The organism is Blautia hydrogenotrophica DSM 10507, from assembly GCF_034356035.1.
GTDB classification, from domain to species: Bacteria; Bacillota; Clostridia; order Lachnospirales; family Lachnospiraceae; genus Blautia_A; species Blautia_A hydrogenotrophica.
Genome location: NZ_CP136423.1, coordinates 455,775 through 481,799, shown reverse-complemented (window position 1 = coordinate 481,799; position 26,025 = coordinate 455,775). Strand labels below are relative to the sequence as shown.

26 protein-coding genes are annotated in these 26,025 nt (G+C 43.2%); 8 read left to right on the top strand and 18 right to left on the bottom strand.

Features of this window, described 5'->3' with window-relative positions:
* Nucleotides 1-101 precede the first annotated feature (101 nt).
* The 3 genes from clpP to BLHYD_RS02295 all read right to left on the bottom strand — a co-directional run bounded on the left by clpP (nt 102) and on the right by BLHYD_RS02295 (nt 2,699).
* Nucleotides 102-683: an ATP-dependent Clp endopeptidase proteolytic subunit ClpP gene (gene clpP, locus BLHYD_RS02305; RefSeq protein WP_005947228.1), complete on the bottom strand. Its 582-nt coding sequence runs from the start codon at nt 681-683 to the stop codon at nt 102-104.
* A gap of 27 nt (nt 684-710) precedes the next feature.
* Nucleotides 711-1,997: a trigger factor gene (tig, locus tag BLHYD_RS02300; protein ID WP_021845744.1), complete on the bottom strand. Its 1,287-nt coding sequence runs from the start codon at nt 1,995-1,997 to the stop codon at nt 711-713.
* A gap of 144 nt (nt 1,998-2,141) precedes the next feature.
* Nucleotides 2,142-2,699 (bottom strand): DJ-1 family glyoxalase III, encoded by a 558-nt coding sequence (locus tag BLHYD_RS02295; protein ID WP_021845743.1) that lies wholly within the window; start codon nt 2,697-2,699, stop codon nt 2,142-2,144.
* A 479-nt stretch (nt 2,700-3,178) separates the two neighbouring features.
* On the opposite strand from BLHYD_RS02295, the gene BLHYD_RS02290 reads away from it, so the two are divergent.
* Nucleotides 3,179-3,664 carry a CYTH domain-containing protein gene (locus BLHYD_RS02290; RefSeq protein ID WP_040350443.1) on the top strand — a complete coding sequence of 162 codons (486 nt, stop codon included), beginning with the start codon at nt 3,179-3,181 and terminating at the stop codon, nt 3,662-3,664.
* Nucleotides 3,665-3,675: 11 nt separating this feature from the next.
* Here the strand turns inward: BLHYD_RS02290 and BLHYD_RS02285 are convergent, their stop codons facing one another.
* On the bottom strand, nt 3,676-3,843 hold the full coding sequence (locus BLHYD_RS02285) for a hypothetical protein (protein WP_021845741.1): 168 nt from the start codon (nt 3,841-3,843) through the stop codon (nt 3,676-3,678).
* A gap of 140 nt (nt 3,844-3,983) precedes the next feature.
* Here BLHYD_RS02285 and BLHYD_RS02280 point away from each other — a divergent pair, with 140 nt between their 5' ends.
* Nucleotides 3,984-4,316 carry a helix-turn-helix transcriptional regulator gene (locus BLHYD_RS02280; RefSeq protein ID WP_005947218.1) on the top strand — a complete coding sequence of 111 codons (333 nt, stop codon included), beginning with the start codon at nt 3,984-3,986 and terminating at the stop codon, nt 4,314-4,316.
* A 108-nt stretch (nt 4,317-4,424) separates the two neighbouring features.
* Here the strand turns inward: BLHYD_RS02280 and proC are convergent, their stop codons facing one another.
* The 3 genes from proC to BLHYD_RS02265 are packed head-to-tail and all read right to left on the bottom strand — an operon-like array spanning nt 4,425 to nt 6,181.
* Nucleotides 4,425-5,219, bottom strand: coding sequence for a pyrroline-5-carboxylate reductase (proC, locus tag BLHYD_RS02275; RefSeq protein WP_005947217.1), 795 nt, complete (start codon nt 5,217-5,219; stop codon nt 4,425-4,427).
* A 59-nt stretch (nt 5,220-5,278) separates the two neighbouring features.
* Nucleotides 5,279-5,650 carry a hypothetical protein gene (locus BLHYD_RS02270; protein WP_021845740.1) on the bottom strand — a complete coding sequence of 124 codons (372 nt, stop codon included), beginning with the start codon at nt 5,648-5,650 and terminating at the stop codon, nt 5,279-5,281.
* Between the two features lie 18 nt (nt 5,651-5,668).
* Complete coding sequence (locus tag BLHYD_RS02265; protein WP_021845739.1) at nt 5,669-6,181, bottom strand: ferritin; 513 nt, start codon at nt 6,179-6,181, stop codon at nt 5,669-5,671.
* Nucleotides 6,182-6,389: 208 nt separating this feature from the next.
* On the opposite strand from BLHYD_RS02265, the gene BLHYD_RS02260 reads away from it, so the two are divergent.
* Together BLHYD_RS02260 and BLHYD_RS02255 are read left to right on the top strand one after the other, a co-directional pair.
* Nucleotides 6,390-7,421: an ABC transporter substrate-binding protein gene (locus BLHYD_RS02260; RefSeq protein ID WP_005947211.1), complete on the top strand. Its 1,032-nt coding sequence runs from the start codon at nt 6,390-6,392 to the stop codon at nt 7,419-7,421.
* A gap of 286 nt (nt 7,422-7,707) precedes the next feature.
* The gene (locus BLHYD_RS02255; protein ID WP_005947208.1) at nt 7,708-8,523 is read left to right on the top strand and encodes a hypothetical protein; all 816 of its coding nucleotides are present in this window, start codon (nt 7,708-7,710) and stop codon (nt 8,521-8,523) included.
* 129 nt (nt 8,524-8,652) lie between these two features.
* Here BLHYD_RS02255 and BLHYD_RS02250 read toward each other — a convergent pair whose 3' ends face one another.
* From BLHYD_RS02250 to BLHYD_RS02215, 8 genes are all read right to left on the bottom strand, one after another.
* A complete protein-coding gene (locus BLHYD_RS02250) occupies nt 8,653-9,240 on the bottom strand; it encodes a hypothetical protein (protein ID WP_005947206.1) in 588 nt (195 codons plus the stop codon).
* Nucleotides 9,241-9,259: 19 nt separating this feature from the next.
* Complete coding sequence (locus BLHYD_RS02245; protein ID WP_005947204.1) at nt 9,260-10,231, bottom strand: LCP family protein; 972 nt, start codon at nt 10,229-10,231, stop codon at nt 9,260-9,262.
* Nucleotides 10,209-10,892: a CpsD/CapB family tyrosine-protein kinase gene (locus tag BLHYD_RS02240; protein WP_005947203.1), complete on the bottom strand. Its 684-nt coding sequence runs from the start codon at nt 10,890-10,892 to the stop codon at nt 10,209-10,211. Before BLHYD_RS02240 ends, BLHYD_RS02245 begins: the two co-directional genes overlap by 23 nt.
* Nucleotides 10,893-10,907: 15 nt before the next feature.
* Nucleotides 10,908-11,618 carry a YveK family protein gene (locus BLHYD_RS02235; protein ID WP_005947201.1) on the bottom strand — a complete coding sequence of 237 codons (711 nt, stop codon included), beginning with the start codon at nt 11,616-11,618 and terminating at the stop codon, nt 10,908-10,910.
* A 212-nt stretch (nt 11,619-11,830) separates the two neighbouring features.
* A complete protein-coding gene (locus BLHYD_RS02230) occupies nt 11,831-12,580 on the bottom strand; it encodes a DeoR/GlpR family DNA-binding transcription regulator (protein ID WP_005947200.1) in 750 nt (249 codons plus the stop codon).
* Between the two features lie 319 nt (nt 12,581-12,899).
* Nucleotides 12,900-14,816: a PTS fructose transporter subunit IIABC gene (locus BLHYD_RS02225; RefSeq protein WP_021845734.1), complete on the bottom strand. Its 1,917-nt coding sequence runs from the start codon at nt 14,814-14,816 to the stop codon at nt 12,900-12,902.
* A gap of 14 nt (nt 14,817-14,830) precedes the next feature.
* Nucleotides 14,831-15,739, bottom strand: coding sequence for a 1-phosphofructokinase (gene pfkB / locus BLHYD_RS02220; protein WP_021845733.1), 909 nt, complete (start codon nt 15,737-15,739; stop codon nt 14,831-14,833).
* Nucleotides 15,740-15,978: 239 nt separating this feature from the next.
* Complete coding sequence (locus BLHYD_RS02215) at nt 15,979-16,410, bottom strand: hypothetical protein (RefSeq protein WP_005947194.1); 432 nt, start codon at nt 16,408-16,410, stop codon at nt 15,979-15,981.
* A 254-nt stretch (nt 16,411-16,664) separates the two neighbouring features.
* Here BLHYD_RS02215 and BLHYD_RS02210 point away from each other — a divergent pair, with 254 nt between their 5' ends.
* Entirely contained in the window at nt 16,665-17,783 is a 1,119-nt protein-coding gene (locus BLHYD_RS02210; RefSeq protein WP_005947192.1) for a hypothetical protein, read from the top strand.
* A 4-nt stretch (nt 17,784-17,787) separates the two neighbouring features.
* Here the strand turns inward: BLHYD_RS02210 and BLHYD_RS02205 are convergent, their stop codons facing one another.
* Nucleotides 17,788-18,429 (bottom strand): type I phosphoribosyltransferase, encoded by a 642-nt coding sequence (locus tag BLHYD_RS02205; RefSeq protein WP_040350440.1) that lies wholly within the window; start codon nt 18,427-18,429, stop codon nt 17,788-17,790.
* 218 nt (nt 18,430-18,647) lie between these two features.
* Here BLHYD_RS02205 and BLHYD_RS02200 point away from each other — a divergent pair, with 218 nt between their 5' ends.
* Nucleotides 18,648-19,760 carry an ABC transporter ATP-binding protein gene (locus BLHYD_RS02200; RefSeq protein WP_005947187.1) on the top strand — a complete coding sequence of 371 codons (1,113 nt, stop codon included), beginning with the start codon at nt 18,648-18,650 and terminating at the stop codon, nt 19,758-19,760.
* A 179-nt stretch (nt 19,761-19,939) separates the two neighbouring features.
* Complete coding sequence (locus BLHYD_RS02195; RefSeq protein WP_005947183.1) at nt 19,940-21,019, top strand: PucR family transcriptional regulator; 1,080 nt, start codon at nt 19,940-19,942, stop codon at nt 21,017-21,019.
* A gap of 77 nt (nt 21,020-21,096) precedes the next feature.
* Here BLHYD_RS02195 and nrdD read toward each other — a convergent pair whose 3' ends face one another.
* Both nrdD and BLHYD_RS02185 read right to left on the bottom strand, forming a co-directional pair.
* A complete protein-coding gene (gene nrdD / locus BLHYD_RS02190) occupies nt 21,097-23,232 on the bottom strand; it encodes an anaerobic ribonucleoside-triphosphate reductase (RefSeq protein WP_005947181.1) in 2,136 nt (711 codons plus the stop codon).
* Between the two features lie 188 nt (nt 23,233-23,420).
* The gene (locus tag BLHYD_RS02185; RefSeq protein ID WP_005947180.1) at nt 23,421-24,773 is read right to left on the bottom strand and encodes an MATE family efflux transporter; all 1,353 of its coding nucleotides are present in this window, start codon (nt 24,771-24,773) and stop codon (nt 23,421-23,423) included.
* 142 nt (nt 24,774-24,915) lie between these two features.
* On the opposite strand from BLHYD_RS02185, the gene asnA reads away from it, so the two are divergent.
* Nucleotides 24,916-25,923 (top strand): aspartate--ammonia ligase, encoded by a 1,008-nt coding sequence (gene asnA, locus BLHYD_RS02180; RefSeq protein ID WP_005947176.1) that lies wholly within the window; start codon nt 24,916-24,918, stop codon nt 25,921-25,923.
* Nucleotides 25,924-26,025 lie beyond the last annotated feature (102 nt).

The window sequence follows — 26,025 nt, the reverse complement described above, 5'->3', positions numbered from 1 at the left end:
CTATAACAGCTATGCAAGGTAACGCACAGTTTACCCGTGCATCCCTTGCATACTAAGTTATATAAGGCTCCCATCTGATGGACAAGAGCCCTACCCGTTCTTTATCTGTGTGTAATAATTTTGTCAATTAAACCGTATGCCTGTGCCTCCTGCGCAGACATATAATTGTCTCTGTCTGTGTCCACTTCCACTACTTCCAATGGCTGACCGGTATTCGCCGCCAAGATTTCATTCAGAGTTCTCTTGGTCTTCGCAATATGATCTGCTACAATCTGAATCTCTGTAGCCTGACCCTGCGCTCCACCGGAAGGCTGATGAATCATAATCGTAGAGTTCGGCAGTGCGATTCTCTTACCCTTTGCACCGCCTGCCAGAAGAAAAGCACCCATGCTCGCTGCCAATCCCAGACAAATTGTAGATACGTCGCACTTGATATACTGCATTGTGTCGTAGATCGCCATGCCAGCGGTCACAGAGCCACCTGGACTGTTAATATACAGTTGAATATCTTTTCCAGCGTCCTCGGACTCCAAAAACAAAAGCTGTGCAACTACCAAGCTGGCAGTCACATCATTCACCTCTTCGCCCAGGAATATAATCCTGTCCTTCAGAAGTCTGGAATAAATGTCGTAATTTCTCTCTCCCCTACTCGTCTGTTCAACGACATATGGTACTAAACTCATAACTACGCCTCCCGTCAATGCGTCGAATTAAACTTCCTTAGCTGCATCCGCAATGTAAGTCACTGCGTCCTGAACAGCCATATCCTTCTTCATCTGTTCTAATTCGATATCTCCAATCAGTTCTCTCAGTTTGTCTTTTTCCATTTTATACATCTCAGCCATCTTGCCGATCTCTTCCTCGACTCTCTCCTCGGACGGCTGGATGTTCTCTACCTCAGCGATCTTCTCCAAAACCAATCTGGTTTGAATACGTTTCAGTGCCTGTGGTTTCATCTCCTCCATCAGTTTATCAATGGTCATGCCAGTGAACTGGAAGTACTGCTCCATAGACAGACCCTGTGCCTGCATTCTTCTGGAGAAATCATCTACCATTTGATTTACCTGAGTCTTAATCATTGCTTCTGGAATTTCCATGGAAGCATTCTCTACAGCTTTGTCCACCGCCTCGTCTTCTTTCTGACGTTTTGCATCGGCTTCTTTTTTCTCTGTCAGATTTTTCTTGATATCTGCCTTGTACTCGTCTAGAGTGTCAAATTCAGATACATCCTTTGCAAACTCATCATCCAGCTCCGGAAGCTCTTTCTTCTCAATCTTTTTAATCTCGCATTTAAAGACAGCTGCCTTGCCTGCCAGATCTTTTGCCTGATATTCTTCTGGGAAAGTCACATTCACATCCAATTTATCTCCGGTATTCGCCCCAATTAACTGATCCTCGAATCCTGGGATAAACGTGTTGGAGCCGATGGTCAGCGGATAGTCCGTTCCTTTTCCACCCTCGAACGGCGTTCCATCCACAAATCCTTCAAAGTCGATGGTAGCGATATCCCCGCTCTCAACAGCGCGGTCCTCCACAACGATGGTCCTGGAATTGTTCTCCTGCTCTTTTTTCAGCTCAGCTTCGATCTCTTCCTCTGTAACTTCTACCTCTATTTTTTTAATCTCAACACCTTTGTACTCTCCAAGAGTCACCTCTGGCTTCACAGCTACCTCAGCAGTAAAAATAAATGGCTTTCCAGCTTCTAGCTGAGTCACATCAATCTCCGGCTGGGAGACGATTTCCAGATCGCACTCCTGCAGTGCGTCAGAGTATGCCGTAGGAATCAGGGCATTGGCTGCATCCTCTAAGAACACGCCTGTGCCATACATCTTCTCAATCATCTTTCTTGGAGCTTTTCCTTTACGGAATCCAGGCAGAGTGATCTTATTTTTGTTTTTCAGGTATGCGCCCTGGATTGCTTTTTCCAATTCCTCGGCTGAAACTTCAATCGTAAGTTTCGCCATGTTTTTCTCCATTTTTTCTACTTGTAAACTCATTCTTGATATTTCCTCCTTAATTCTATATGTAAAATGGAAAAGTGGCATACCTCTCCATATTCACAGTCATTATCGTAGTATAGCATACAATCCCTGAAATAGCTAGTGTTTTTTACGGATTCCCCTGCCAGCTATTCAGCTTTTTCACATCCTACGATATACAATCTCTTCTCGTATCTCCTCAGCCCTTTTTTCTCCGCAGAGAATACGAATCAGCTCCAAACCCATATCCACAGCTGTCCCAACTCCACGGCTCGTGGTGATATTTCCATCAGTCTCCACCGCGTTCTCAGTCACTACTCCACCGAGAAGTCTATCTGTCACGGAAGGATAGGAAGTGCATCTCCTACCCTCCAATAATCCCAATCCACCTAAAATCCTTGGCGCCGCACAGATTGCAGCTACCTTCTTACCCTTTTTTGCGAATTCACTGACTACCTCCTTGACCTTCCCGCTGTTTTCCAGGTTGTCCGTACCTGTGCCTCCGCCCGGCAGAAATACCATATCAAACTCCTGATAATCATCTATCTGGGACATCCTCGCATCCGCCTGAATCTTAATTCCATGGGCTCCTAAGATTTCTTCCTTCTCGTGAATAGACACCATAGTTACCTCTACCTTAGCTCTTCGCAGAAGATCTACCACAGTCAGTGCCTCCACCTCTTCTAGTCCATCCGCAAAAAAAACACACACTCTACTCATCGTCCGCTCCTCCTCGACACAAAATATGAAAATACATCGTTCATCCAATATTTCCATTCTTTCCCATATGATCGAAAGAATACACTAAATTTGTCAATATTATAACATCTCTACTTTTTCATTACAACAGGGATTACAAAGGCTGAAGGCCGAAATATGAGAATAGGAAGAACGCCCTTACATTTCGCAATAAAGTTCTTCCTATAACAAAACAAAGTGGGCAAGCCCACTTCAACTCCCCATTCCCTCAATCTTGAGGGGCTTAGTCCCACTTGCGCGCCGCCGCAACGCCGCCTTGCGGTGTACTGCCTTATTGCGGCGTGTGCATCCCTAGCGGAGCGTTTATGTAATGGAAAAGGGCTTTCACGCATTAGCGTGACAAGGTCTTTTCTATTACATAAAACAATACTTGTTGAATATTACAAATTCAATCAGTATACTTATGACTAGAACGTCAATACTAAAGAAGGAGAATGCTTATGGAAATCGAACGAAAATTTTTAATCAGAGAATTGCCGGAAAGTTTATTATCTCACCGTACAGACACAATAAAATTAGACTTTCCCTTTCACGAAATCGAACAGGGATACCTCTGCACAAAACCGGTGGTTCGAATCCGCCGTCAGGACGATTCTTATTTTTTGACATACAAATCCAAAGGCTTCATGTCCAGAGAAGAATATAATCTACCGCTGACCAAAGAAGCCTATGAACATTTGCGTACTAAAACTGACGGTGTATATATCAAAAAAACACGGTATATAATACCAGCAGACATGGGCCTGCAAATTGAACTCGACATCTTCCACGGCGCTCACAAAGGTCTTATGCTGGCTGAAGTGGAATTCCCCGACGAACAGACTGCTCTTAATTATCAGCCTCCTGTCTGGCTGGGAGAAGAAGTCACATTCTCAGAGAAATTCCACAATAGCTACCTAAGCCAGCACCCATTCATATCAGCTTAACCCCAGCACAATCAGGGCAGTTGACTTTCACTGATATTTGGAAGTTGAACTTTACGGATACTGAATTCAATCCACTTTGAATAAAGTACTGGAATTTGGATTAATACATTTCCTAAAACACGAGAGAACCACCATTTTTTATTTCTTAACCGCAGGCTAAGCTCTAATAATTTACACATTTAATAACCTCCATGGTTTTTAGACATTTTATGTATTCATTTTGTTGCCCCTCGAGTTTTTTCGATCTTTTCTTGCTATAATCTACATATATAGAATATATTAAAGAAAGTAAATTGAGAGGAATTACAGGTTAGAAGGTATGAACATTTCGGATTTTCCCAATAATCTCAGAGTCCTACGTACCGCAAGAGGGTATACACAAGCTTATATGGGCCATAAACTTCATATCCAGCGTCAAAGTTACTGCAATTATGAAAATGGACAGCGCTCTCCCTCTCTGGAAATAACTTCCTCAATTGCTGAAATATTAGGTGTTGATCTAAATACTTTAATTACCGCAAAACTTCCAGCAGATGTACTCACCAAAGAAGATCTTGCTGTCCTTGAAGACTATCTTAGCCTGCCTCCCAAAGCCCAGGCGGACATTCGCCTGCAGATTGAGCAACTGAAAATGAATTCCGCTGAATCATAATTTAAACATACTTTTGGACCTTTTCAGAATCCTTGAAAAGGCTTTTTGCCGTTATATATTTTGGAAAAAAAGGTATCGCCCCACAAAGGCCATACCTTTTTTGTTGTCTCACATCTTTCTGCCTACCTCTACGCATGCCTTCATTGCTTCAATAATAGAGCTGCGGAATCCTCCTTTCTCAAGCTGCCGAACAGCCTCGATAGTCGTTCCTCCCGGAGAACATACCATATCTTTCAGTTCTCCCGGATGCTTGCCAGTCTCTAAGACCATCTTGGCACTTCCCATTACTGCTTGGGCAGCAAACTCATACGCCTGAGCTCTGGGCATTCCATCCGCCACAGCTGCATCAGCCATCGCCTCAATAAACATAAAAACATAAGCTGGCGAACTGCCACTGACAGACACCACCACATCCATAAGTCTCTCTGGAATTACCTCATATCTTCCAAAACTTCCTAAGATCTCTTTAATACCTGCCATCTCAATATCCTGAACATAGGAGTTCGCGCACACGCCTGTCATACCTTCTCCCACCAGTGCAGGTGTATTAGGCATTGTGCGCACAATTTTTACAGGTTTGCCGAACTTCTCTTCCAGCCATCTGAGGGTCTTTCCAGGCGCAATCGATATAATCACATGTTTTTCTGTAATTAAACCCTTCACCTGGGCGATCACTTCCTCATAAAACTGAGGCTTCACAGCCAATACGACTGTCTTCGTCTCTCTCACGACCTGACAATTGTCTAAGGTGACATTCACCCCCAGATTTTTTTTACTTCTCTCGTTACCTTCCACAGTCCGGTTGGATACGATAATCTCCTGCTTACTGCAAATTCCTTTTTCCAGAATTCCCCCAATCATAGCAGAAGCCATATTCCCGCATCCTATAAAACCGATTTTCATCTCTCAATCCTCCTACTAACATGAATCTCCCTTTTGCGCCAAACTGCTTCCCGGATGATTCAATTTCCAAAGCGTTCATAAAAATTTGTCAATGGCCTTACAGCCTGACTCAGAGTATCCACTACCTCGTCCAGATTTTCAATGGCATGATTTAGAGCTTCCATATCTAAAGTTTCCAGAGACTCATTGATTTTTTCAAGGTTCTCTTCCGTATCCAACGCTAAACCGCTGAAATCCACCTCGTTTAAGTCAGAAGTAACCTCGTCCAAATTTTTCAAAACCCGCGTCGCTTTCGGCAGCAAAGCCACCGCAAAAATCAACAAAAACGCCACCACCGCGATACAGGTGAACCGCGAATAAAACAGCTGCTTTCTCAACAATTTCGTCTGTATCGTCTCCTCCAAGTCACATTCGCGATTCTCTGGTCTCATACCATCATCCCCCATAGCTTACAGCACCAGTGAAGGAGCAGCATAGGTACGTGCCGCCAGCTCATTGTCCAACATATACAAGCTCTTCGGATCTGAACCAAACAATTCCATTTTTTTAATCAGATCGTTTGCGTTCGTCTCCTCTTCCCCTTGCTCCTTGACAAACCAATCCAAAAACTGCATCGTGCGGAAATCTTTTGCCGAGTATGCGGCATCGTAGATATTGTGAATCAATTCCGTCACATACTTCTCATGTTTCAGCCCTTCTCTCAGAGGGTCCATATTTTCACTCAATTTCAGATTGGGTTTTTCAATCGCTTCTAGTGTGACCTTCAAGTCATTATTCTGCATATACTGCATCATCAACATTGCATGGTCTCTCTCCTCTTGGGCCTGCACTTGATACCAATTTGCAAATCCATCCAGACCTTGCTCCACATAAAAATTATAAAAATCCAAATACAAGTAAGCAGAATAAAACTCCGCATTAATCTGTTGATTTAATAGCACTGCTACTTTTTCGTTTATCATAGTACTTGCTCCTTTCTCCTTTTCCTCAGTATAATACGGGCATACGCGAAAAAGCAACGGCTGAACCACTTTTTTTAAAAATTATTTCCTTTAGTTCCGATTCATACCAGTTTTTGCATCTGCCCTCTAACCTGGCAAAAGATAATACTAGCACTTTTTTCCCGGTCCATAATATATTAGAATTGTGTAATATTTTTAGGAGGAATTTATGAAAAAGAAATTGTTTGCATGGGTAGCTCTAGGTAGCTTATGTCTTGTAAGTTTAGCCGGCTGTGAAAAAGAAAATACCCCTACAGAAGCTCCGGCCTCCACAGAGTCTAAGGAAGAATTAACTCCTGTCACTCTAAACGAGGTGGCACATTCTATTTTTTATGCTCCTCAGTATGTGGCCATCGAGAATGGATACTTCGAAGAAGAGGGAATTGATTTAACTCTAGTCACAGGCTTTGGTGCTGACAAAACCATGACTGCTGTGTTATCAGGTGAAGCTGACATCGGATTCATGGGAGCAGAAGCCTCTGTCTACGCCTATCAAGAAGGTGCGAACGACCCTGTAGTCAACTTTGCTCAGCTCACTCAGCGAGCAGGTAATTTCCTAGTAGCACGAGAAGAGATGCCCGGTTTTACCTGGCAAGATTTAAAAGGCAGTGACGTCCTCGGCGGAAGAAAAGGTGGCATGCCTGAGATGGTATTTGAATATATCTTGAAACAAAATGGAATCGATCCTGAAAATGACTTAAACATCGACCAAAGCATTGATTTCGGCTCCACAGCTGCCGCATTTTCCGGAGGACAGGGGGATTTTACTGTTGAATTCGAGCCCGGCGCTACAAGCCTTGAGGCAGAGGGAAAAGGCCATGTCGTAGCTTCCCTCGGAGTAGACAGCGGCTACGTTCCTTATACCGCTTTTTCCGCCAAACAAAGTTATATGGATAAAAATCCTGACATTATCCAAGGTTTTACAAATGCCCTCCAAAAGGGTATGGACTATGTTCAGAATCACACTCCGGAGGAAATTGCCAAGGTTATTGAACCACAATTCACAGATACTGATCTAAATACCATCACAACTATTATTACCCGATATTATGACCAGGATACTTGGGCTGATAATTTGATCTTCTCTAAGGAAAGTTTTGATCTGCTACAGGATATCCTCGAAGGTGCAAATGAGCTCGAAGAAAGAACGCCTTATGAAGACCTGGTAAACACGGAATTTGCCGAGAAGGCCGCTGAATAAGTTCCACCCGGGCGCTCCTGTTCTTAGTCAAAAGACGGGAGCGCCTGGTACGCTTCATTTAAGCATCTTACAGGACACAAAATCTCTTTTAATAAGTCTAAAGAAAAACTGATATCTTTCTAAATTTTTTGTTATCTCCCTTGCAACAGCCTGAATAACCTTATAAAATAAATCCGTATACTCTCGAAATCGTTTCATTCTCAAATTCATGAAATGATGTTTATCCTCTGTAAAGATGAAAAAAAGAATTTCCGAGAGTCCCTAACTACGTATAAGGAGAAAGTTTATGGACACAAAAAATAGAAAAGATATTTTTGATGAAAATTTTGAAGTCACCTACGAAGAAGAGTTTCCAGAAATTCCCGTCGATGACCAAAATGATTACCCTACATACAAGACCTCAATCGACAGTAATTTTTCAGAAGACATTTATTCTCAGCCTTACCGAGCCCCCTCTGAAAGAAGCCCAAAATCTGGATACACGAAGAAGGACTATCGTCGCTCTTCAGAACCCAAATCCCGACAGAATTATCAGAAGGCTTCTCCGTCCCGGGACAAACGTAAAAAGAAAGCTCGCAGGATTCCTAATTTTGCCTCACCCGTAAAAAAGACAGCGCATGCCAGTGTCAAAGCGACCAGCTCAGTTATCCAAAAGATATGTAAGACAGCTTCGTTAATTTTAATGTTCCTTATCACTTGTCTGATGGCCTATAAATTCTGGACAAACCATTCTACTTACGGTGCCATCGCCACAGTAGTCTCTGATCGCAATTATATACTTGGCGCTTATGTCGCAGTCGCTCTAGTTCTATTGCTGTTCGAAATAATCTCTTTCCTCTGGGCTACCTCCGGTCCTAGAGTCAGCAACCGACAAGGGCGCAGTTTTAAATCAGATACAGGCCGTGGGATGTTTTCTTTCATCCTAATCTGCACCGGTTCTTTCGCCGCCAAGATACTGTTTTTCATGGTTCCGGAAACTCCCGCCCCACTGATTGGTGTCAGAGGAGCCCTCATGGTCTACGGTTCCATGTTTGATCTGTTGTTCAAGCTAGGTATCGCCGGAATTATCAGTTGTATATTAAGAAAAATTTTTTCTCGATGAGAGACCCATCAATAGGAAAGATTTTCTCTTTTTCACATTAACGCAACAACGTCTTTCCTATAAACACAAAAAAACGGCTTTACCCCTACGGTAAAGCCGCTTTCTTTGCAGGATTATAAGTTTAATCTTTTATTTTGCATCAGCCGGCACATAGACAACTGCTACCGGAGATAGATCTTCAAATTCCTGAGTGATCGCTTTCTGCTGGAAATCAACTTTCTCAGGTTTCAGAACTTCCCATACGTTTCTCGTTGTGCTGTAATGCAGAACACGTACTTCTCCAATACCTTCTTTCAGGTTTGTTACTTCCCATGTCATTGTCACATCTTTTGCATCTTTTACGATGTCACCAGACTTTGCGTCCACGATAGACAAATCCTGAATCTGTGTCAGCATCTCTAACTTAGAAACATCAATGTCATCATCCTCTGCCACCAGAGTTTTAGAATCTGTCAGAATATCTTTTACTTTTTCTGGGTCCTTATTGATATCTTTGATTGTATCTAAGACTGCCTTGTCCAACCCTAAGTCTTCCAAATCAGTCTTAAACTCAGCCTTATAATTACTTGGGTCAGCTTTCTCACCATTGATAGTAAAAGTGAAATCCTGAGATACTGCACCGTTCTTGGTTGGACTTGGTGCTGCCATCACTGTAGCTGCGGTCATCACTACTGCCAGACAGCCTGCAATCATTTTTACTAAGCCTTTTTTACTCATATTGCGCCTCCTATTTTTATTATTTTTGTGTATAAAATGTTTCCAGTATCAACTTCTGCAATTCGGTTTCATCGATGTGGTACTCATCGTGGAAAAGGCCCTTTTTCTCACTGCCTTCCACCACTATGTAGTCCTCTTCCGCCGAAAACTCATAGTCCATGATCATTTTCGCAAAATCTGACACTTCGTCGATTGAGATATTCGTCACTACCTGGGACAACAAACCTGTCGCCCTAGTCACTGTGCCGTTGAAGTCCTCCTGCAATTGCTTCCTCAATGACTGAACGTATCCATCGATATATACCCTTTGCCTTTGCATACGCGACGTATTCGAAAAGTCCACATCTGTGTCTCTTGACCGCACAAAGAGTTCTGCGTTTTCCGAAGTGATCGTCACCGTATTGCCTTTTTGATACTCTTCTCCCAGACTTGCCAGACTATCATCCGGCACCTGAACCGTAAAACTTCCCACTAAATCTTGGAACTGTTCAAATGCGGATAAGTTTGCTCCTGCATAATATACAATGGGGATATCCCATATCAGTTTGGAAACTGCCTCGCAAGTCAAAAGACAGCCCCTCTCTTGAGTTGAACCATAAGAGGAAGCCAGCGCTAAGTGCTGTTCCTCCCAACCCAAGGATTTTCCACTGGCATCGAAAATCCTGATAGGAACCATAGAATCTCGAGAAAATGAAAGAATTTTCATTTTTTCATTCTCTCTGTCCAGAACCATCAGGTCAATCACATCTGACTGACCTTCTGAATCATCCGTAGTATCAATCCCCATGCATAACAGCGTGAGCATATTTGTATTATAATCATATTGCTTACCATCTACTTCTATATGGCGGTATGCCCTTTCATTACTGGATTCTACCTGGCTCTTCTCCTCGTCAGGCCATATTTTCCACAAGACAATCGCCACCGTCAAAACAGCTAGCAGTACAACAGCAATTTTTAACCAAAATCTACTTCTCTTTTTTATACTCATAACTATAATATTTCTTCCCATAAGGGTAAGCGCCTTTTTGATTCTTCTTAATTCTATTCAAGGCAACTCCCAGAACTCTTCCACCGTTCTGTTCGATCTGCTGCTTTACCTTCTTGACAGCTTTCGTCTTCACGAAATCATTTCTCACTACTAAAAGAGTACCGTCCACTTGTCTGCTGATGATCGCTCCATCCACCAAATCTCCCATAGGCGGAGCATCCACAATAATATAGTCATACGCATCTCTCAGCGTCTCCATCAAACTTTCAAAACGTATTCCTGACAATAATTCCGACGGATTCGGCGGATAACTGCCGCTGAAAATAATCGACAAATTCGGGTCGGAAGTTCGATAGACAATTTTCATGCTCTGTTTAGACAGATATTCACTCACTCCTTGGATTTTCTCTTGTATTCCAAGACGTCTCACCAGATAGGATTTTCTCATGTCGCAGTCCATCAATACCGTGTTCTTTCCTAATGCCGCAAAACTCCTCGCCAACTCCAAAGAAACGGTCGACTTTCCCTCGCTGGGCATTGTACTGGTCAGCATAATAGCTTTGACATCCTCGCTATACATGATGTTTGTACGCAAAGTTTTGATCGCTTCCGCTGCCCCGTACTCTAACTCTTCATTGGGTAATACAATCTTCGCCTGCATTTCGTCTGTCCTCTCTTACCGTTTTTTCTGACCTTTGTAAAGCATACTAGCACTCTCTGGAATAATACAGAAAACCGGAACTCCAAGAGCCTTCGTCACATCGTCTTCTCCGCATACCTTATCATTGGATACATAACGGATCACTAACACCATACCTACCAAAAACAATCCTGCCAGAGCACCTACCGCTAAATTCTTTTTCGGCGATGGGGATACCGGTTCATTGTCAGCAACTGCTTCCTCAACCAAATAAGGCTCTTTTGCATCAATCTCTTTGACACTGTCCATGCTCACCTGAACCAACGTATTGACAACCTTGCTAGCCATCTTAGGATCTTTATCCTTATATTCTACTTTCAAGATTCGAGTATCTGTAGGATTGGAAAGTTCTATTCTCGCCTGAAGCTCTTTATAGTCCATGTCCAATTTCAACTCATCGATGACTTCCTGAAGAATTGGACGGCTGGTAAAGATAATCTCGTAATCGTTTGTCAGCTCCGCCCCGATCTGCAAATCCTGAAGAGATGATATTGTATTTCCTGCTCCTCTCATATAGATCATAGAAGATGCTCCATACATGGGTTCCACGATCTTAAAAGTGAATAATGCAGAGAGCAGAACCCCTGCCAGCAGTCCCAGCAAAAGCAACCAGATCTTCCTTTTCAAATATAGCAGAAGATCTATCAAATCTATTTCCAATTCATCATTTAAGTGTTCTGTCTCCATATAATATTTTCCTTTTTTCTTATTTATAGTAAAAATCTGTTTCGCTTAAACTGAAAAGCTCTTTCCACTAAGCTGTGGTTATTGTATCATTCTGTATCATGTAAGTCAAGAAATCTTCTCTGTGAAGTTTTACCATTTACCTCGCAATTTATTGCATCTGATTAGCATTTTTGCGTATTTATCTTGTCCGTGTAACAACTCTTTTCCTGCTCTCAGTCACTTAATTCCACAATGTTAACGCAATGGCGATAACTGCTGTCCAAGACTTTATCCGTGATAACTGTAGCCTCCTCAAACTCGCCGAAAGTGACTGCACTTGTGTGTAAAAACTTCTCATGATCGCAAAGCACATAGCGCTTTTGAGTCCTTTTCATCGCGCACTGCTTAATCATTGCCTCGTTGATGTCTGGAGTGGAAAAACCAGCCTCTCGTCCTACCCCGTTGGTCCCCCAAAAACCAATTGTAAAATGGTACTTCTGAAGATTTACATAGGCTTCGTTTCCCACAATCGCTTCTGTCGAAAGCTTTAACTCCCCTCCAATCAAAATTACTCGAAAACCATTCTGTGCTAAACGCATTCCATGAGACACTGCGTTCGTCACAAAGGTTGCCGTCTTTTCCTTGATGAAAGGAATCATATATCCTGTCGTCGTCCCTGCATCCAGATAGACGAAATCATTTTCCCCGATCAGCCCAGCGGCATACTGTCCAATTTTGATCTTCTCGGCCTGGTTCCTCTCCTCCCTGAATGCCACTTGCTCGTCTTTGGCACTGACTCTCTTCTCGGCTGTGACTGCTCCACCGAATACTTTAACCAGCACCCCCTCCTGATGCATCTGATTCAAATCGCGTCTTATCGTCGATTCCGATGCATGTAATTGTTCCTTCAACTCCTGAACAGTCACACTGCCTTTTACTGTCAGAAGCCTTAAAATTTCCTCCTGTCGCTTTTCAGTTAACATTCACACACTTCCTCCAAATAGATCCCGCACAGCCAAAAGAATCTCCTCTAAGCGCTCATAGTCATTGGCTCTGCGCACCTCTATTTTCATTTTAACTGTAATCTCCCAAAGATTCAACCAAAAGCAATTACTTTTTCATATTATATGGTCTACAATTAAGATGTTTTTATTTATACTAAAGACAATTATTTCAGCTTTTTTCCTACTTAACTTAATAGATAGAAAGCCGCGGTCAGGCGGAATGTCGTCCTTAGTTTTTCACTCCACTACTCCGACATTCAATACCTCACCGCGGCATACAGTCTCATAAACTTTTGTTTTACTGCTCCACTTTCTTCTTCAGCAAGCCCAGCGCCACAGCTCCTAACACTGTTCCTACAATCAATGCCAAGAAATACATCACTGCATGGTCAACCACTGGAAATACAAAGATTCCTCCGTGCGGAGCCATCAGAGTACAATTAAATGCCATAGAAAGAGCTCCAGCCGCAGCAGACCCCAAAATACAGGAAGGCAGTACTCTCAGTGGGTCAGAAGCCGCAAATGGAATCGCACCTTCTGTGATAAAGGCAAGCCCCATGATAAAGTTGGTAGGCCCTGACTCCCTCTCAGCCTTTGTAAATTTATTTTTGAACAGCAACGTCGACAGAGCAATCGCACACGGCGGAACCATTCCCCCGATCATGACTGCTGCCATGATATCATAATTTCCAGCAGCGATTGATGCAGTTCCAAACACATAAGCCGCTTTGTTAAACGGGCCTCCCATATCCACAGACATCATGCCTGCCACGATCATTCCCAAGACCACTTTGCTGGCTCCGCCCATATTTGTGAGCCCAGTATTCAAAGCTGTATTCAAAGCACCTATCGGCGGTTCCACGACAAAAGTCATAATCAGCCCGATAAACAAAATTCCAAAGAGTGGATACAATAAAACCGGCGCAATCTTCTCTATAGATTCTGGAAGTTTTGAAAAAGCTTTTCTTAAAAGAAGAATCAGATATCCAGCGATAAATCCAGCCAACAGCGCTCCCAAAAATCCAGATTTTCCATTGGCCGCAATTGCTCCTCCTACAAAGCCCACTGCCAGTCCTGGTCTGTCCGCAATACTCATCGCGATAAATCCAGCCAATATCGGCAGCATAAATCCAAATGCAACTCCTCCAATGTTTTTTAGCACCGCCGCTGCAGGTGTGATCGTTCCAAAGTTTGCCCGCATTTCATCCGACAAGCTAGCCATATCTACACTCAGACCATCAATCAGAAAAGCCAACGCGATCAAAATACCACCGCCCACCACAAAAGGCAGCATATGAGATACTCCATTCATCAGCTGCATATAGATCTTGTGTCCCCAAGAACCTGAAACCGCAGTTTGTTCACTGACTGCCCCGGACGCTGCCTGATACACAGGGGCATCTCCTCGAATTGCCCTCTCAATCAATTGGTCTGCCTTACTAATTCCATCGGATACTTGACATTCAATCAAACGCTTTCCATGAAATCTCTCCATAGGAACTTTCGCATCTGCCGCAACGATAATACAGTCCGCTTCTTGAATCTCCTGTTCCGTGAGAACGTTTTTTGCTCCTCCAGAACCCCTTGTTTCCACCTTAATCCAACAATTCTGAGCTTTTGCTGCTTTTTCTAATCCCTCTGCAGCCATATACGTATGTGCAATTCCAGTAGGACAGGAAGTAACTGCTAAAATCTTACACTTTTCTTTTGACTCTTTTTCTGATGTATCCGCCGACAACGATTCATCCAAATCCGGTTTTTCCTCATCTGCCGCGTCCACGATCTGAAGAAAGTCATCCACTGTCTTTGCATTTTTCAAATCTTCCACAAACTTTTCGTCCATCAATAAGACAGATAATTTACTTAGAACATCCAAATGGACGTTATCCTCCGTATTTGGAGCAGCAATCAAAAAAATTAAATTTACCGGTTCTCCGTCTAGAGCATCAAATTCTACTCCCTCCCGCACAACCATTGCCGCCAACCCTGGCCGCGTCACCGCGTCACATTTTCCATGGGGAATTGCTATTCCATCTCCAATTCCTGTCGTGCTCTCTTCTTCCCTTAAATAAACCTGTCTGCGGTAGGCTTCTAAATCATTGATCTTCCCACTTCTGGCCATTAGGTCAACCATCTGGTCCAACGCCTCATTTTTAGAACCTGGAGTTCCTTCCAGGCAAATACTTTTAGAATCCAGCAAGTCTGTAATTCTCATATTTTCTCCCTCCTTCACTTTTGCAGTGACTCGTAAATTTTTTCTACTTCCTCACCTGTCGCCAAAAACTCAGAAAAAGCGCTGGCACTTCCCGCTGCCACTCCCATCTTAAATGCAGTCCGGTAGTCACCGCTTTTAAACCAGCCCGCCAAAAAGCCCGCTACCATAGAATCTCCTGCTCCCACACCATTGACCAAAGTTCCTTTCGGCGCTGCTGTCTCATAGTATTCTCCGTTTTCATCCAGCAAGACCGCTCCAGCTCCAGCCATGGAGACCAAAACATTCCGTGCACCTCTTTGCTGCATCTGTTTTGCATAAGGTTTGACACTCTCCCGGTCATTTAGCTCCACTCCGAAAATCTCACCCAGTTCATGATTATTTGGCTTTATCAAAAACGGATGGCAATCCAATACATTCATCAAAAGATCTCTGGTGGCATCCACCACAAAGTTAATCCCTCGTCCTTTCAATCTCTCCATAATATCCCGATAGATGGAATCCGGAATACTGTCAGGAATAGAACCTGCTAAAACCAGCACATCTTCAGCTCTCAGACAGTCTAATCTATTCAACAGCTTTTGCAGTTCACTCTCCGAGATTACAGGACCAATCCCGTTGATCTCTGTCCCCTCTATACTCTTCAGTTTCATATTTATACGGGAAAACCCTTGCTCTACTTCAATGAACTCTGTCCGAAGGCCTGTCTTCTCTGCCATTTTACGAATCTCTTCTCCCGTGAAACCAGCTGTGAACCCCAAAGCTACACTGTCCACTCCTAAGTTGCTCAGAACCGTCGACACATTGATTCCCTTTCCCCCAGCCAAAAGCCGTTCCTGACTGGCACGGTTTGTCATTCCTACTTTAAAATTTTCTACAGCAACAATGTAGTCCAAAGATGGGTTGAATGTCACTGTGTAGATCATCTTTACGTCCCCTTTCACTGTTCTTTTATGTCTCTATTATACATTCATAATCATTCAATTTCAATCATATTAATTCACAATTTTTACACTTTTTTCTTGTAAATATTTCATAAACATTCATATTTACGTTATTCATTTACTTTTTATGAATGTTTATGATTGTTTTATAGCCATATTGAATGATTCTGATGTTTTAAAAAGAGGGGCTATACACAATCTGCATATAAAGCCCCTCCGTCCTATAAAAATTCCTTTAATTTTTCAATACTTTTTTCTTCAAATTCCTGTAAATCTTTCATTAGAGTCTGAATCTCTTTCTCTGCATCTGAATAATCGTGAAGTTTTTTTACTGCGTCTGTGATTCCCATCGTGGAACCTTGAATCATCATTTGAGCAATATGAGAATCACTTTTGTCCATCATTGTCTGTACATTCATCATCAGGTAAGTCTTCATCTTTTCCATACCGCTCAACTCTTTTTCTTCACATCCATGCTTCTGAAGAAGACTTCGAGCCTTTTTCTGAAAGTCCTCATAACCCTTCAATTGATTCTGTAGATGAGCCCTCATTTTCTCGTTTTTCACTAATTCCAAAAGCCGAGGCACCGTTTCTGTTCCCATCTGAGAATTTTGATAAATGAAATTTAAAAGCTCTGCATTGCCGTTCATCATACACACTCCTCTCAAAAATCATAGTAATAGCTTTTCTCATTTCCGGCAAAAATATACAGGAATGATCTTAATATTACGTTACTGTTCACTCATTTGCGGGTCGTGAGCAGTAACGTGCTTTGTGAGATATTGGAGACCTAAACTGCAACAATATTACAGTTCAGACTTCCAATTAGTTTCCCTCTGTACTTGTACACGGACTATGAAATATAGTATGATAATAGCAAATTTGTCAAAACTGCTCTGAGGTATCCATGAAAAAAACGTCAAAAAAGAAGCTATTCTTCCGAGTAATTTCATATTATCTGCTATTTGTCCTTGTATCCTCAGGGATATTTGTATCTTATACTGTCCTGTACCGCGGCAAAACTGAGCCGAAAACCGATGCGGTCTATACGAATACTGACGCAGCGCTTTATACCCTGAAGCAGTTCTCCGATATTGCCTGTCAAAATCCGATCATTGAAGAGTATGCTTTTTCAGACAATACCGATCACTTAAATTGGGACACCTATATTATTCCTGGCCTGAAAGCCACCCGCACCCTTGACTTTGGCCAGACCGGTCAAGCTGCTCTCTGTACTTCCATGACTCCCCAGGGACTCGCCGTAACAGAAGACTATCTCTTTATCAGCGCGTACTGTCACACTGGCGAACACAATTCCGTCCTCTATATGCTGGACAAGAACAGCCACCGATTTCTAAAAGAAATTGTCCTTCCCGGTAGAACACATGCAGGCGGCCTAGCCTATGACCCTATTCACCATAACCTATGGGTAGCTGGAAGAGAACGTGGTGTCGCCCAGGCCAACTATTATTCTTTGAAAGAATTAGAAGCCTACTCCTTTGAGGAGACAAAATCCCCTCTTAAGTACACGCAAAAATATTTTCTCTACGGCATCACCCGGGATTCTTTTCTGACTTATTACGATAAAGCTCTCTATGTGGGATTTTTTACTACGGACGCAGACAGCGTCATTGAAAAATTTGCCATCGGAGAAGACGGCGGACTCGTGGAACAGCTAGACCGAGAATGGGGCCTAAATATGAAAGTTCCCGTAGCTGAAGATATTACTATGATCTCAGGAAAGGCACAGGGAATCGCCTTTTACGGCGACCAACTTCTGATCTCCCAGTCCTACGGAGTATTCCCGTCAAGTCTCCGGGTATTTAACCATCTCCTGGCAGAGTCCCTGAGAGATCACCAAGCCGAATATAATTACCTCTTTCCTTGCCAACTGGAACAAATCTATGTAGACGGAGACACTTTATATCTTTTGTTTGAGTCAGCCGCCTACAGCTATCAGGCTTACGTTCCCACGGTTATGGATCGTGTCATTAAGCTAGACTTGTCCTTTCTGAATTCTGAATAGATATTCAGATTTTGGTGTAGCCAAAACTATTCACCAAGGCATCTATCTTTACCAGATTTTTGCACAACTTGCACTCACGACTCTTATAGGTACAGTAATCCGGTATATCTTTTTGTCTGAAAATAGAATCTACGTCCACACCAGCTACCTTGCTCACTGCGCTGAAAATAGCAGACACACCTCGAATAACGCCCCCATAGTAGAGAATACTCTCTATTCCGCTTTGCAGTGTCTTTCCAGTCGTGACAGAACTCATCAAAATAATACAGTTTTTCCCCTTAATCATCGGCTGAATATTGTCACGAAACAGTATCTGTCCCTGACTGTTAAATTCTGGTGAGGTTACATAGATTGTCTGATGTGCATTCATAGAATGAACCCCTGCCTTTGTCAATTCCTCTGCCAAAAAAGCCCCTATCACTTCAAGACTATCCATACATACAATGGTGTCTACCGGCGTAGATACCTGATACTTATTGGCTAGTTCCTTCGCTACAGCCTGAGCCTCAGAGACACGTGAACGCATAGTTGTCATGTCCAGATAATGCGTGATATGAGACTGTGGAGTCACAAAATGTCCCGGAGTCACCCGTAAGATAATATTCTTATTTCCTTTAGCGTAAATTTTTGTCATTTTTTCTCTCATAGAAAAACCTCCCATACATCTACATCAATTGCTGCAATCATTATACCATCCCAGAGCAGATACCGTAAAGATAAAGTCCAGGTGTTTTTCGTCAAACTGACCAGAAACCTCAAAAATCTTTGTAAGTTTCGAATCTAGATTCCAAAGCCACTCTCTTATATACTGGTTACAGATATGAAAGACAGGTAACAAAAAGAATTTTATTGGAGGAATATAAAATGGCAAGTTTATCTTTATCTCACATCAACAAAACCTATCCCAACGGCTTTGAAGCTGTAAAGGATTTTAATCTGGAAATCAAAGACAAAGAATTTATCATTTTCGTTGGTCCGTCTGGCTGCGGTAAATCTACAACTCTTCGTATGATCGCCGGCCTGGAAGACATCACTAGCGGTACCTTGAAAATCGGTGATAAAGTAGTAAACGATGTAGAGCCCAAAGACAGAGACATCGCGATGGTATTCCAGAACTACGCGTTGTATCCTCATATGACAGTATATGATAATATGGCGTTTGGACTGAAATTGAGAAAAGTTCCAAAAGATCAGATTGACAAAATGGTCCGTGAAGCCGCAAAGATTCTGGATTTGGAGAAACTGCTTGACCGTAAACCAAAAGCTCTATCCGGAGGTCAAAGACAGCGTGTTGCCATGGGACGCGCAATCGTACGTGAGCCAAAAGTATTCCTGATGGACGAGCCTTTGTCCAACCTGGATGCAAAACTGCGTGTTCAGATGCGTATCGAGATCTCCAAACTTCATCAGAGACTGGGAACTACCATTATTTACGTAACCCATGACCAGACAGAGGCTATGACCCTCGGTACCAGAATCGTCGTGATGAAGGACGGTGTAGTTCAGCAGGTAGATACACCTCAGAATCTGTATCAGAAGCCTGGTAACTTGTTCGTTGCTGGTTTCATGGGTTCCCCGCAGATGAACTTCCTGGATGCCACTATTTCCCAGAAAGGAAACGATGTCATCGCCACTGTCGGAGGATACGATATTACCGTTCCCGTGGCAAAAGCCACTATTTTAAAAGATCAGGGCTACATTGGAAAGACTGTAACTCTGGGAATCCGTCCAGAGGATATCCATGATTCTGAGATGTTCCTGGCTTCTTCCCCAAGTACAGTCATGGAATCCACCGTAAAAGTATACGAGCTTCTCGGTGCAGAAGTATTCCTGTATTTCGACATCGCTGACACACAGGTTACCGCCCGTGTAGATCCGCGTACTACCGCCAAGACCGGTGATCCTGTCAAATTTGCATTTGATATGGAGAAAGCTCACTTCTTCGACAAAGAGACTGAGCAGACTATCACCAACTAATAAAACTCTTGTGCTGTATAATAAGAGGGCTTCCGCTTTTGCGGCGGTCCTCTTTTTTCTGTTCTTTGGAGTAAGCTTTCCCCCTTATTCCAATAGTCCCCTTGCCAACAGAGGGGTCAATCATGGTATAATGACAAGATACCCCATGTAAACACAAATCACAGAAAGGACGTAACTTCGTGAGCTTATATCAGACCTTGCAGAAAACTTTAGAAGAATGGAAGGAAATCAGCCATTTAGATTTTTGTCTTCTGACCACAGACGAGAAAATATATCTGACCACTGCCAGCCGCCGTCTGCCCTCCTCAAAAAAAATTCAGGAATTCTTAAAGAACGACTCCGTTGTCAGCCTCGCCAATACCTCGTCGCATCTCTATAAAATCCTGCTCTCAGATACTTTAAACTACATATTGGTCGTATGGGGAGAGGGTCCATCCGCACACACCATCGGCGAATTGGCCGTGTGTCAAATCGCCACTCTTCTGGAAGCTTCCAGGGAAAAGACTGATAAAAATGTCTTCATGCAAAACCTTCTTCTAGAAAATTACGCACCAATGGATATTTTCAACCGCGCCAAAAAGCTTCATATTTCTACTAGCTGCCGGCGCGCAGTCTTTATCATCGAGACGAAGCAGGCCCACGGAGAAGACGTCATTACAATGGTGAAAAACATTTTCTCAGCCAGAACAAAGGATTTCATCACCACTTTAAACGATCAAAACGTAGTCTTAGTTCGTGAACTCCAGTCCACAGACAGCCAAAAGACACTCCGTGACACTGCCAGGATGCTCGTAGATATGCTCAATATGGAGGCCATGACGAAGGCCTGGGTCTCATACAGCAACCCTGTAGATGAATTGGTCAGCCTCCCCAGCGCCTATAAGGAAGCTATGACAGCCCTTGAAGTAGGAAAAATATTCTACAGCGATAAAAATACTTTCGGTTATAGCCAGCTAGGTATTGGACGGCTGATCTACCAACTTCCGGTATCTGTCTGCGAAATGTTTATAGATGAGATCTTTAAGAAAGAGACTCTGGATTCCCTGGACGAAGAATCTCTGATCACAATTAAGACTTTTTTTGAAAACAATCTGAATCTGTCAGAGACCTCCAGGAAACTCTATGTCCATCGAAACACTCTGGTCTACCGTTTTGAGAAATTAGAAAAAAAGTTCGGACTGGACATCCGAACTTTTGAAGATGCTTTAACCTTTAAGCTTGCCATGCTAGTTTGCAACTATATAAAATACAAAAAGTAAAAAAGAATCCTACGGAAGATTTCTGTTATAGGAAAGAACTTTCACGCATTAGCGTGACAAGTTCTTTCCTAAATCTCCTACATGGATTTTCTCTCGGCAATCTCCGCCATCTTCGCGTCATTGAGGCGGGTATCACCATGCACACGGCTGTAGGACAGATACCCGTTCATCCGGTCAATTTTGGTCAGATTACTGGACCCGCAGACTGGACATACATCCATATCCAACTCCTCATGCCCGCAGTCGTCACAGTAGGCTAAAGACAAGTTCACACCCTCATAATATCCCAAGGCCATAGCACGCCGAATCAATGTGCGAATCGCCTCTTTGTTATAACTCACCGGGTATCTCACATACTGAATCTTTCCACCATTGCACAGCTCCCAAAATCGCCCTTCCAGGTCCTGCTTTTCGATGGGAGTAATATCTTCTGTCACATGACAGTGGAAACTGTTGCTCACATATGGACGGTCCGAAACCCCTTCCACAATACCGTACATCTTACGGAATTGTTCAATCTGAAGACCGCAGAGGCTCTCCGCCGGTGTCCCATAAATCGCATATAGATAGCCGTCTTCCTCTTTGTACTGATTCACCTTATCGTTGATATATTTTAGCACTTCCAGAGCAAACTGGCCGTCCTCTGTGATAGATTTTCCATTGTAAAGTTCTTGAAGCTCATTCAAAGCAGTAATTCCAAAAGAAGCAGTCATCGGTTTTAAAATCTTCCCAATTTTCTCATGGGGCTGAAGATGTCCTCCATAAAAACCACCTTCACAATATGCCAGTGGATTCGTGGACGCTCTCATCTGTCCCAAATACTCATAGGTTCTGATATGGAGATTTCGTATCATTTCCAAATAGAAATCCAATACTTCATAGAAATCTCTGCTCTCCGAGCGGGCCTTGGCCAAAATCATCGGCAAATGCAGACTAACTGCTCCCACATTAAATCTTCCCACAAATACCGGCACATCTTTCTCGTCTGCCGGCTTCATTCCACCTCTCTCATACCAAGGACTCAAGAACGCTCTACAGCCCATAGGGCTGATTACCTTTTTGTACTTTTTATACATACTGGCAATATAGCCGTCTCCGGACATAGAGAGCCAGTCTGGATACATCGTCTTGGCAGAGCATTCTAAGCCCACCTCAAACACATCCTCACAGCACTTTCCTTCCCCATGAATGTTCTCATCATATAAAAATACAATCTTTGGAAACAGCACCGGTTTTTTATGTCCTTTTTTGCCCTGACCATCTTTATGCACATTCAGCAAAGAAATCGAGCACATCTTTTCAAACGGCTCTGTCCCTAAGCCAAGGGTCACTGTCACAAACGGATAGTCCCCGCGGGAAGAGCCAACCGTGTTCAATTTATACTCAATTCCCTGCCAGCCTTGATCGTACTCTCTTTTCACTTTGTCCAGCGCGTACTCCACTGCACGTTCTTCTCTTCCCTCCCAGGAAGGATCTGAATACTTCATATACTCCTCAATATATTTCTCATAACTCTTCTGGGCGTAAGGAGCTAGAATTTTGTCGACTTCAGGAACCGTAAAGCCTCCGTACTGCTGAGCCGCAGTACTCAATACGATGTCCCCCATCACGTCAAACGCCGTATCCAAACTCTTTGGCTCATTGTACCAGACATTTCCCATCTCGAACCCGTCCTTCAGAACAGTAGCCACATCAAACAGACAGCAGTTCATGGTATCCAGACGCGCAGATTGATCGTGTATATAGATATATCCATCCTTACACGCCTGCAATTCGTTGCGGTTCATAAAGAATTTCCGGTAGAGTTCCTTGTTCAACTCATTAAAAATCAAACTCCTCTTGGTCGCCACCAACGCGCTGTCCGTATTCGCATTACTTTTGTCCCCAATATAACGAATTGCCTGGCTCTTCGTATACACATCATCCATCATATGAATGAAATCCAACTTATAATTTCTATAATCCCTGTAGCTTTTTGCCACCGCTGGATTCACCCTTTCCAGCGCTCCCTCCACAATGTTATGCATATCCTGGATGGGAATTTCTTTTTTCCCCAGAGATTCCGCCTTCTCAGTGGCAAAACGACAGATAAATTCTTTTTCTTCTTCAGAAAATTTATAGAGAATACGGGCTGCGGATTTATTGACAGCCGTCACTATTTTCTCAGCGTTAAATTCTTCTCGGGTTCCGTCTTTCTTGATGATGTAAATCATAATTGCTCCTTTCAAACACAATATATAGATTTTTCATAATCTCCCCTAACAATATCTTGTAGAAAAGAGTATAGCATATTCATTCTAAAAAGAAAAGCCCCTTTTTGTCGCCGAGAAGCTATAGCCGAGAGACTGCCGTTCGCACAGTACTATTCCACAGGGTATTCTAGCATGAATACAGCTCTAATTTAGCGTGTGATATTTTTCAGCCAGCGGTAAGAACGATACCGTTTCCACGAAAAAGGCATCTTAATCACTTCATCCGCACACAAAATCATATACACCCAAGGCATGGGAATCTTCAGCACAAAGGCAGAAAACGCTCCCACACAGATGGAAACACCCCAGAGAGCCGCCGAATCCAAAATCAATCCGAACCTCGTATCTCCCCCAGACCGAAAAACTCCCACAATCCAAGTACTGTTCAAGGTTTGGAAAATCACAAAATAAGCCATAATGAAAAACATCACCGTCAAATAAGACCTGGCCTGAGGCGTCAGATTCATCACTCTGTGAAGCAGCGGCAGAACTGCGAGAATTACACAAGAGCCGCAGACTCCTACGACGATGGATAGCCGGGTGAGTCTCCGGGCATATTCCTTCGCAAGTTCCTCTTTGCGTTCACCAATCGCTTTTCCGCAGAGAATCGCCGTGGCGCTTGCCACTCCAAACCCAACAACCATAGCTAGCTGCCGGCTAACCTGCGTCACGGAATGCGCTGCCACCGCGGCGCTGCCCAGATGTCCCACAATCGCTGAGATCATTGCCATTCCCAATCCCCAGGCCAATTCATTCAGCAAAACAGGAACCGCGTAGACTCTAAAATCGCTCATCAACTGAGGACTTCTCTCCAACAGATCACGAAAACGAACTTTGACTGTATCATTGAATTTTCTGGCATAGATTATAACCAGAAGAATTTCCGTACATCTGGCTACCAGAGTACCCACTGCTGCTCCTTGGCTACCGAGCTGTGGCGCACCTAAAAGGCCAAATATTAAAATCGCATTGATGACAACATTGACGATCAGTGAGATTAAATATACCACTGTGGCGACGATTACCCTCTCTACACTTCTCATGATACTCAGATACACACAGGTTATACCTGAAAGCACATAAGAGCAGGAAACAATCTTAAGATATTTTACTCCCTCGGCGATCACTGTAGGCTCATTGGTAAAAATTTTCATCACGGGTACCGGAAAAAGCCAGGCCACAACCGTAAACAATAGTCCCGCATATATTCCTACTCTCAAAGAAATCCCCAAAATTCTCTCAATTGTCCGCACATCTTGTTTTCCCCAATACTGGGCTGTCAACACTGCTGCCCCAGATGTCAATCCAAAATAGATCAGTGACAAAATGAAATATACCTGATTGGCCAAGGAAACACCTGATAATGCGTTTTCTCCGACCCTCCCAAGCATAATGACATCGGCGGAAGTCACTCCGACGTTGATCAGATTCTGAAGCGCTATCGGCAGTACCAGTACAGCCACTGTCCGGTAAAATTGCCTTGAATTTAATTCCGTTTTCATGTCTTTCCCCCTATCTTTTTTTCTTCTTAATCTGAACAGACTCCATCTATTTTAGCATTTCCAATAAATCTTTCAAGAGAAAATTGCTATTCTTTTCAATTCCTGATATAATGTTTCCATTAATGAATAGGAGGGGTTCAAATTGGAAAACTTTACTGTACCCAAAGATTACCATGCAGAGCTGAATCTGCACGATACTCAGGTCGCCATTAAAACCGTCAAAGATTTTTTTCAGCAGACTCTAGCTCAGCGTCTGAATCTTCTACGTGTCTCGGCACCTCTCTTCGTCGATCCTAAATCCGGGTTAAATGATAACTTAAATGGTGTAGAACGCCCAGTAAGTTTTGACATTAAAAACATGACAAACACTGCAGAAATCGTCCATTCCCTCGCGAAGTGGAAACGTTACGCTTTGAAAAAATACGGTTTTTCTGAAGGAGAAGGCCTCTACACAGATATGACCGCGATTCGCCGGGATGAAGATCTCGACAATATCCATTCTGTCTATGTGGACCAGTGGGATTGGGAAAAAATCATTTCTAAAGAAAACCGGACTGTGGACACTCTGAAGGAAGTTGTCCGTACCATCTATAAGGTACTCCGCAAGACGGAAAAATATATGGCTATTCAATATGATTACATAGAAGAAATCCTCCCCAAAGATATTTTCTTTATCACCACTCAGGAGCTTCTAGATCTCTATCCAGACTGCACTCCAAAGGAACGGGAGTACAAAATCACAAAAGAAAAAGGCGCTGTTTTCCTGATGAAAATCGGAAAGACACTCAGCAACGGGGAACGCCATGACGGGCGTGCTCCTGATTACGACGATTGGGAATTAAACGGTGATATTTTGGTCTACTATCCTGTTCTGGATATCGCATTGGAGCTTACCTCTATGGGTATCCGTGTGGATGAGGAGTCTTTAGACCGACAGCTGAGCATCTCAGGCTGTGACGACCGCCGGGAACTGGATTTCCAAAAAGCCGTTCTGAACAAAGAACTTCCCTATACCATAGGCGGAGGAATCGGTCAATCCCGTATCTGTATGTTTTTCCTGAGAAAAGCGCACATTGGGGAAGTTCATGTATCCATCTGGCCGGACGAGATGCGTAAATCCGCCAAAGAAAGAGGTATTATGCTCCTATAACAAAGTAGGCGATCCCACTTTAGCTCCTCTATCCCCTCAATTTTTGAGGTGCGTAACTCATTTTGCGCGCTGCCGCAACACCGCTTTGCGGTGAAATTCCTC

Excerpts from the sequence above, each read along its gene's own strand:
- clpP (WP_005947228.1), bottom strand. The coding sequence starts at position 683 with ATGAGTTTAGTACCATATGTCGTTGAACAGACGAGTAGGGGAGAGAGA.
- tig (WP_021845744.1), bottom strand. The coding sequence starts at position 1,997 with ATGAGTTTACAAGTAGAAAAAATGGAGAAAAACATGGCGAAACTTACG.
- BLHYD_RS02295 (WP_021845743.1), bottom strand. The coding sequence starts at position 2,699 with ATGAGTAGAGTGTGTGTTTTTTTTGCGGATGGACTAGAAGAGGTGGAG.
- BLHYD_RS02290 (WP_040350443.1), top strand. The coding sequence starts at position 3,179 with ATGGAAATCGAACGAAAATTTTTAATCAGAGAATTGCCGGAAAGTTTA.
- BLHYD_RS02285 (WP_021845741.1), bottom strand. The coding sequence starts at position 3,843 with ATGTGTAAATTATTAGAGCTTAGCCTGCGGTTAAGAAATAAAAAATGG.
- BLHYD_RS02280 (WP_005947218.1), top strand. The coding sequence starts at position 3,984 with ATGAACATTTCGGATTTTCCCAATAATCTCAGAGTCCTACGTACCGCA.
- proC (WP_005947217.1), bottom strand. The coding sequence starts at position 5,219 with ATGAAAATCGGTTTTATAGGATGCGGGAATATGGCTTCTGCTATGATT.
- BLHYD_RS02270 (WP_021845740.1), bottom strand. The coding sequence starts at position 5,650 with ATGAGACCAGAGAATCGCGAATGTGACTTGGAGGAGACGATACAGACG.
- BLHYD_RS02265 (WP_021845739.1), bottom strand. The coding sequence starts at position 6,181 with ATGATAAACGAAAAAGTAGCAGTGCTATTAAATCAACAGATTAATGCG.
- BLHYD_RS02260 (WP_005947211.1), top strand. The coding sequence starts at position 6,390 with ATGAAAAAGAAATTGTTTGCATGGGTAGCTCTAGGTAGCTTATGTCTT.
- BLHYD_RS02255 (WP_005947208.1), top strand. The coding sequence starts at position 7,708 with ATGGACACAAAAAATAGAAAAGATATTTTTGATGAAAATTTTGAAGTC.
- BLHYD_RS02250 (WP_005947206.1), bottom strand. The coding sequence starts at position 9,240 with ATGAGTAAAAAAGGCTTAGTAAAAATGATTGCAGGCTGTCTGGCAGTA.
- BLHYD_RS02245 (WP_005947204.1), bottom strand. The coding sequence starts at position 10,231 with ATGAGTATAAAAAAGAGAAGTAGATTTTGGTTAAAAATTGCTGTTGTA.
- BLHYD_RS02240 (WP_005947203.1), bottom strand. The coding sequence starts at position 10,892 with ATGCAGGCGAAGATTGTATTACCCAATGAAGAGTTAGAGTACGGGGCA.
- BLHYD_RS02235 (WP_005947201.1), bottom strand. The coding sequence starts at position 11,618 with ATGGAGACAGAACACTTAAATGATGAATTGGAAATAGATTTGATAGAT.
- BLHYD_RS02230 (WP_005947200.1), bottom strand. The coding sequence starts at position 12,580 with ATGTTAACTGAAAAGCGACAGGAGGAAATTTTAAGGCTTCTGACAGTA.
- BLHYD_RS02225 (WP_021845734.1), bottom strand. The coding sequence starts at position 14,816 with ATGAGAATTACAGACTTGCTGGATTCTAAAAGTATTTGCCTGGAAGGA.
- pfkB (WP_021845733.1), bottom strand. The coding sequence starts at position 15,739 with ATGATCTACACAGTGACATTCAACCCATCTTTGGACTACATTGTTGCT.
- BLHYD_RS02215 (WP_005947194.1), bottom strand. The coding sequence starts at position 16,410 with ATGATGAACGGCAATGCAGAGCTTTTAAATTTCATTTATCAAAATTCT.
- BLHYD_RS02210 (WP_005947192.1), top strand. The coding sequence starts at position 16,665 with ATGAAAAAAACGTCAAAAAAGAAGCTATTCTTCCGAGTAATTTCATAT.
- BLHYD_RS02205 (WP_040350440.1), bottom strand. The coding sequence starts at position 18,429 with ATGAGAGAAAAAATGACAAAAATTTACGCTAAAGGAAATAAGAATATT.
- BLHYD_RS02200 (WP_005947187.1), top strand. The coding sequence starts at position 18,648 with ATGGCAAGTTTATCTTTATCTCACATCAACAAAACCTATCCCAACGGC.
- nrdD (WP_005947181.1), bottom strand. The coding sequence starts at position 23,232 with ATGATTTACATCATCAAGAAAGACGGAACCCGAGAAGAATTTAACGCT.
- BLHYD_RS02185 (WP_005947180.1), bottom strand. The coding sequence starts at position 24,773 with ATGAAAACGGAATTAAATTCAAGGCAATTTTACCGGACAGTGGCTGTA.